This is a genomic window from Paenarthrobacter sp. TAF1, from assembly GCF_052113825.1.
Taxonomy (GTDB): domain Bacteria; phylum Actinomycetota; class Actinomycetes; order Actinomycetales; family Micrococcaceae; genus Arthrobacter; species Arthrobacter nicotinovorans.
On sequence record NZ_JBFRDO010000038.1, the window covers coordinates 1 to 6,849 of the forward strand.

The window sequence follows — 6,849 nt, forward strand, 5'->3', positions numbered from 1 at the left end:
CGAACCGTACACACCTTCCGGCTTTCCGTTTCGCACCCGGCGACTCAGAAAACAATACACGCCCCACAACCCCAACGCAAATCCACCACCCAACACCCCCACACCAACCCCCAAAACCCCACCAAACCGCCGTCGAACACCACCTACAACACGGCCGTGACGACACCGCCGGTGGGTGGGAGGATGGGACGCATGGAACTCCACATCACAGGCGAAGACGCCGCCGACCAGCTGCTCAGTCAAGACGCCTTTGCATTGTTGACGGGCATGCTGCTCGATCAACAGGTCACCATGGAATCGGCCTTTGCCGGCCCGGAGAAGATCCGTACGCGTCTGGGCACCCTCGATCCGGGCGTCATCGCTGGCCAGGATCCGGCCGGCTTCGTGGAGCTCTTCAAAGAGAGGCCCGCCGTCCACCGCTTTCCGGGCTCCATGGCAGGCAGGGTCCAGGCCCTCGCTGCCACGGTGCACAGTGACTGGGACGGAGATGCAGCAGCGATCTGGACGAAGGGTAACCCTAACGGCCCCGAAGTGCTCCGCAGGCTCAAGGCACTGCCCGGTTACGGAGAACAAAAGGCGAAGATCTTCCTGGCGCTTTTGGGCAAGCAATGCGGTCTCCAAGCCACCGGATGGCGTGAGGCCGCCGGCCACTACGGAGAAGACGGCTCCTACTTATCCGTGGCCGACATCGTGGACCCTGCATCCCTGGCCAAGGTCCGCGCCAGCAAGCAAGCAGCGAAAGCCGCAGCAAAGGCTGCAAAGACAAGCGGCTCCTGAACCCGCCGCCCGCCCGGCATATTCAATGTCGGGTGGGTTGTGTGGGTGGCCGTCTACGGCATTGCCGTAGATTACGTTGACGCACGCGCGACTCTCCGCAGCAATGGCGGCCTCCGAGTTGGCGATGCGAAGCTCCAGGCAACCGCAGGCGTGAGCCAGGAACGACTCCCGGCAATGCCCTAACGCGCATACTTCCACGAGGAGGCAGGGCCGGTGCTTGTGTGGGGGTTGTGTGTGTTAAATGGAAGAGCCCCAACCGTGGTTGGGGCTCTTCGTTAATGGTTGTCCGGCGGTGTCCTACTCTCCCACACCCTCCCGGGTGCAGTACCATCGGCGCTGTGGGTCTTAGCTTTGTAGTTGTTGTTGTTGTTGGTTCCTGGAACGGTTGTTGTTCGGGAACCACATAGTGGACGCGTGCAGTGTTTTGTGTGTGGTGTAAGTTGTTGGCCTATTAGTACCGGTCAGCTTCACGAGTCTTTAGTCCTCGCTTCCACATCCGGCCTATCAACCCAGTGGTCTGGCTGGGGGCCTCTCACACATAATGTGTATGGAAATCTCATCTTGAAGCGAGCTTCCCGCTTAGATGCTTTCAGCGGTTATCCCATCCGAACGTAGCTAATCAGCGATGCACTTGGCAGTACAACTGACACACCAGAGGTTCGTCCGTCCCGGTCCTCTCGTACTAAGGACAGCCCTTCTCAAATTTCCTGCGCGCGCAGCGGATAGGGACCGAACTGTCTCACGACGTTCTAAACCCAGCTCGCGTACCGCTTTAATGGGCGAACAGCCCAACCCTTGGGACCTACTCCAGCCCCAGGATGCGACGAGCCGACATCGAGGTGCCAAACCATGCCGTCGATATGGACTCTTGGGCAAGATCAGCCTGTTATCCCCGAGGTACCTTTTATCCGTTGAGCGACGGCCATTCCACAATGTACCGCCGGATCACTAGTCCCGACTTTCGTCCCTGCTCGAGATGTCTCTCTCACAGTCAAGCTCCCTTGTGCACTTACACTCGACACCTGATTGCCAACCAGGCTGAGGGAACCTTTGGGCGCCTCCGTTACTTTTTAGGAGGCAACCGCCCCAGTTAAACTACCCATCAGGCACTGTCCCTGACCCGGATCACGGGCCGAAGTTAGATGTCCAAAGTGACCAGAGTGGTATTTCAACGATGACTCCACCCGAACTGGCGTCCGGGTTTCAACGTCTCCCACCTATCCTACACAAGCCACTCCGAACACCAATACCAAACTATAGTAAAGGTCTCGGGGTCTTTCCGTCCTGCTGCGCGTAACGAGCATCTTTACTCGTACTGCAATTTCGCCGAGTTTATGGTTGAGACAGCGGGGAAGTCGTTACTCCATTCGTGCAGGTCGGAACTTACCCGACAAGGAATTTCGCTACCTTAGGATGGTTATAGTTACCACCGCCGTTTACTGGGGCTTAAATTCTCAGCTTCGCCACAAGTGGCTAACCGGTCCTCTTAACCTTCCAGCACCGGGCAGGAGTCAGTCCGTATACATCGTCTTGCGACTTCGCACGGACCTGTGTTTTTAGTAAACAGTCGCTTCCCCCTGGTCTCTGCGGCCCACACCCGCTCACGGAGAGCAAGTCTCCATCACGGGGCAGGCCCCCCTTCTCCCGAAGTTACGGGGGCATTTTGCCGAGTTCCTTAACCATAATTCTCTCGATCGCCTTGGTATTCTCTACCTGATCACCTGTGTCGGTTTGGGGTACGGGCGGCTAAAACCTCGCGTCGATGCTTTTCTTGGCAGCATAGGATCACCGGATCCCCCCTTACGGGAGTCCCATCAGATCTCAGGAACGTGCTCGAAGCACACAGGAACGGATTTGCCTATCCCTGACCCTACATCCTTAGACCGGGGCAACCATCGCCCGGCCCGGCTACCTTCCTGCGTCACACCTGTTAATACGCTTACCTCCCGGGATCAGGTCCCGCGCTCGGCCAAAACCCACAACACCACAAGGGTGAGCGGGCAGGCTCCGGGCGGTTAGTATCCCCCGCTTGGCATGGGCGGTTTTTCGCCGGTACGGGAATATCAACCCGTTGTCCATCGACTACGCCTGTCGGCCTCGCCTTAGGTCCCGACTTACCCAGGGCAGATTAGCTTGACCCTGGAACCCTTGATCATTCGGCGGACGGGTTTCTCACCCGTCTTTCGCTACTCATGCCTGCATTCTCACTCGTGTAGGCTCCACCGCTGGTTTCCACCGCGACTTCACTGCCCACACGACGCTCCCCTACCACTCCACACCCCTGAACCACGAAGGCTAGGGTACTGTGTGAAATCCACAACTTCGGCGGTGTACTTGAGCCCCGCTACATTGTCGGCGCGGAATCACTTGACCAGTGAGCTATTACGCACTCTTTCAAGGATGGCTGCTTCTAAGCCAACCTCCTGGTTGTCTTCGCAACTCCACATCCTTTCCCACTTAGCACACGCTTAGGGGCCTTAGTTGGTGGTCTGGGCTGTTTCCCTCTCGACTATGAAGCTTATCCCCCACAGTCTCACTGCTGCGCTCTGACTTACCGGCATTCGGAGTTTGGCTGACGTCAGTAACCTTGTAGGGCCCATCGGCCATCCAGTAGCTCTACCTCCGGCAAGAAACACGCAACGCTGCACCTAAATGCATTTCGGGGAGAACCAGCTATCACGGAGTTTGATTGGCCTTTCACCCCTACCCACAGCTCATCCCCTCCATTTTCAACTGAAGTGGGTTCGGTCCTCCACGACGTCTTACCGTCGCTTCAACCTGGCCATGGGTAGATCACTCCGCTTCGGGTCTAGATCACGCCACTACACTCGCCCTATTCAGACTCGCTTTCGCTACGGCTACCCCACACGGGTTAACCTCGCGACGTAACACTAACTCGCAGGCTCATTCTTCAAAAGGCACGCCGTCACAGTAACAAGACTGCTCCGACGGATTGTAAGCACACGGTTTCAGGTACTGTTTCACTCCCCTCCCGGGGTACTTTTCACCTTTCCCTCACGGTACTGGTCCGCTATCGGTCATTAGGAAGTATTTAGGCTTATCAGGTGGTCCTGACAGATTCGCACGGGATTTCTCGGGCCCCGTGCTACTTGGGATACTCTCCAGGCGGCACACAACATTACGGTTACGGGGCTCACACCCTCTCTGGCCGGCCTTTCAAGACCGTTCACCTATGCACGCACTCTCACCTCACTGGCCCGGCAGAACCAGAACGGAAAGTCCCACAACCCCGCCCATGCAACGCCCGCCGGCTATCACACATGGAAACGGTTTAGCCTGATCCGCGTTCGCTCGCCACTACTAACGGAATCACTCTTGTTTTCTCTTCCTGCGGGTACTGAGATGTTTCACTTCCCCGCGTTCCCCCCACGCACCCTATGTGTTCAGATGCGGGTCACACAATCACCATGACAGCGTTGTGCGGGGTTTCCCCATTCGGACATCCTGGGATCAACGCTCGGTTATCAACTCCCCCAGGCTTATCGCAGATTCCTACGTCCTTCTTCGGCTCCTAATGCCAAGGCATCCACCGTGTGCCCTTAAAAACTTGACCACACAAACATGATCAAAAACTTACTCGAGAGAACCACGAGCCACTACGGCCCAAGGTTCATTCATAAGAAATTGCTGTATGGAACACACACACCAAAGCGTGTATGTCCCAGATGCTCGCGTCCACTATGTAGTTCTCAAACAACAACCCCATCAACCAACCCCCCAACCCGCCACAACCCACACACGCAGGCCGCAACACAAAGACCGGAGGAACCGGCTGCAGGAACAAAAGAAACACCAGAAGYGCCCCCCTGCATTGCTGCAAAAAGGTCCTGTTGCCTCAGGACCCAACAGTGCGCCAAACACAACCCCCACCAGCCGCACCCCGGACACGTTCCCAACAACCCACACCCCCACACAAAGCAGGAGCACGAACCGCCGTACTAGCACCAGGACACAACCACGAAAGCCATGCCAAAAAAATGATTCGTTGATATTCCACCCATGAGCACCCACCGCAGAACAAACGCCTGCGCAATGGGCAACACTGACAACAACCAGACACCCCATGCAGGGCACCARYCATTGCAAGCAGCTCCTTAGAAAGGAGGTGATCCAGCCGCACCTTCCGGTACGGCTACCTTGTTACGACTTAGTCCCAATCGCCGGTCCCACCTTCGACGGCTCCCCCCACAAGGGTTAGGCCACCGGCTTCGGGTGTTACCAACTTTCGTGACTTGACGGGCGGTGTGTACAAGGCCCGGGAACGTATTCACCGCAGCGTTGCTGATCTGCGATTACTAGCGACTCCGACTTCATGGGGTCGAGTTGCAGACCCCAATCCGAACTGAGACCGGCTTTTTGGGATTAGCTCCACCTCACAGTATCGCAACCCTTTGTACCGGCCATTGTAGCATGCGTGAAGCCCAAGACATAAGGGGCATGATGATTTGACGTCGTCCCCACCTTCCTCCGAGTTGACCCCGGCAGTCTCCTATGAGTCCCCGGCCGAACCGCTGGCAACATAGAACGAGGGTTGCGCTCGTTGCGGGACTTAACCCAACATCTCACGACACGAGCTGACGACAACCATGCACCACCTGTAAACCGACCGCAAGCGGGGCACCTGTTTCCAGGTCTTTCCGGTTCATGTCAAGCCTTGGTAAGGTTCTTCGCGTTGCATCGAATTAATCCGCATGCTCCGCCGCTTGTGCGGGCCCCCGTCAATTCCTTTGAGTTTTAGCCTTGCGGCCGTACTCCCCAGGCGGGGCACTTAATGCGTTAGCTACGGCGCGGAAAACGTGGAATGTCCCCCACACCTAGTGCCCAACGTTTACGGCATGGACTACCAGGGTATCTAATCCTGTTCGCTCCCCATGCTTTCGCTCCTCAGCGTCAGTTACAGCCCAGAGACCTGCCTTCGCCATCGGTGTTCCTCCTGATATCTGCGCATTTCACCGCTACACCAGGAATTCCAGTCTCCCCTACTGCACTCTAGTCTGCCCGTACCCACTGCAGAACCGGAGTTGAGCCCCGGTCTTTCACAGCAGACGCGACAAACCGCCTACGAGCTCTTTACGCCCAATAATTCCGGATAACGCTTGCGCCCTACGTATTACCGCGGCTGCTGGCACGTAGTTAGCCGGCGCTTCTTCTGCAGGTACCGTCACTTACGCTTCTTCCCTACTGAAAGAGGTTTACAACCCGAAGGCCGTCATCCCTCACGCGGCGTCGCTGCATCAGGCTTGCGCCCATTGTGCAATATTCCCCACTGCTGCCTCCCGTAGGAGTCTGGGCCGTGTCTCAGTCCCAGTGTGGCCGGTCACCCTCTCAGGCCGGCTACCCGTCGTCGCCTTGGTAGGCCATTACCCCACCAACAAGCTGATAGGCCGCGAGTCCATCCAAAACCACAAAAGCTTTCCACCCCCCACCATGCGATGAGGAGTCATATCCGGTATTAGACCCAGTTTCCCAGGCTTATCCCAGAGTCAAGGGCAGGTTACTCACGTGTTACTCACCCGTTCGCCACTAATCCCCCAGCAAGCTGGGATCATCGTTCGACTTGCATGTGTTAAGCACGCCGCCAGCGTTCATCCTGAGCCAGGATCAAACTCTCCGTTGAARWMAAAMAAAATCAAACAGACACAACCACACCCACCGGAAATAACGGCAAAACGCGGCTGCACAAAATTCGAAACCAGCTGAAAACCAGACCACCACACACGGGGGTGCGCAGCAACCTGGCAAAAWTTCAACCAATCAATAAAACAATCGGTATCAACAAACTTGGCACACTATTGAGTTCTCAAACAACAGACCCCCCAAAACATCACCCACCGGAACACCACACAAAGCAGCGCACCACAACAGGGCCATTGGAAAAGAAGAGTTATTTTTGGCCGCCTACCGAACCGTACACACCTTCCGGCTTTCCGTTTCGCACCCGGCGACTCAGAAAACAATACACGCCCCACAACCCCAACGCAAATCCACCACCCAACACCCCCACACCAACCCCCAAAACCCCACCAAACCGCCGTCGAACACCACCTACAA

The 6,849-nt window shown here is 56.6% G+C and carries 1 protein-coding gene and 2 rRNA genes; 1 reads left to right on the forward strand and 2 read right to left on the reverse strand.

From position 1 onward, the window contains the following. Positions 1-183: 183 nt before the first annotated feature. Positions 184-777, forward strand: a complete 594-nt coding sequence (locus tag AB4Y81_RS21410; RefSeq protein ID WP_441996925.1) for an HhH-GPD-type base excision DNA repair protein — start codon at positions 184-186, stop codon at positions 775-777. A gap of 430 nt (positions 778-1,207) precedes the next feature. Here AB4Y81_RS21410 and AB4Y81_RS21415 read toward each other — a convergent pair. After that, positions 1,208-4,351 (reverse strand): 23S ribosomal RNA (locus AB4Y81_RS21415). Between the two features lie 545 nt (positions 4,352-4,896). Further along, positions 4,897-6,415 (reverse strand): 16S ribosomal RNA (locus AB4Y81_RS21420). The 16S and 23S rRNA genes sit together here, the layout of an rRNA operon. Between the last annotated feature and the right edge of the window lie 434 nt (positions 6,416-6,849).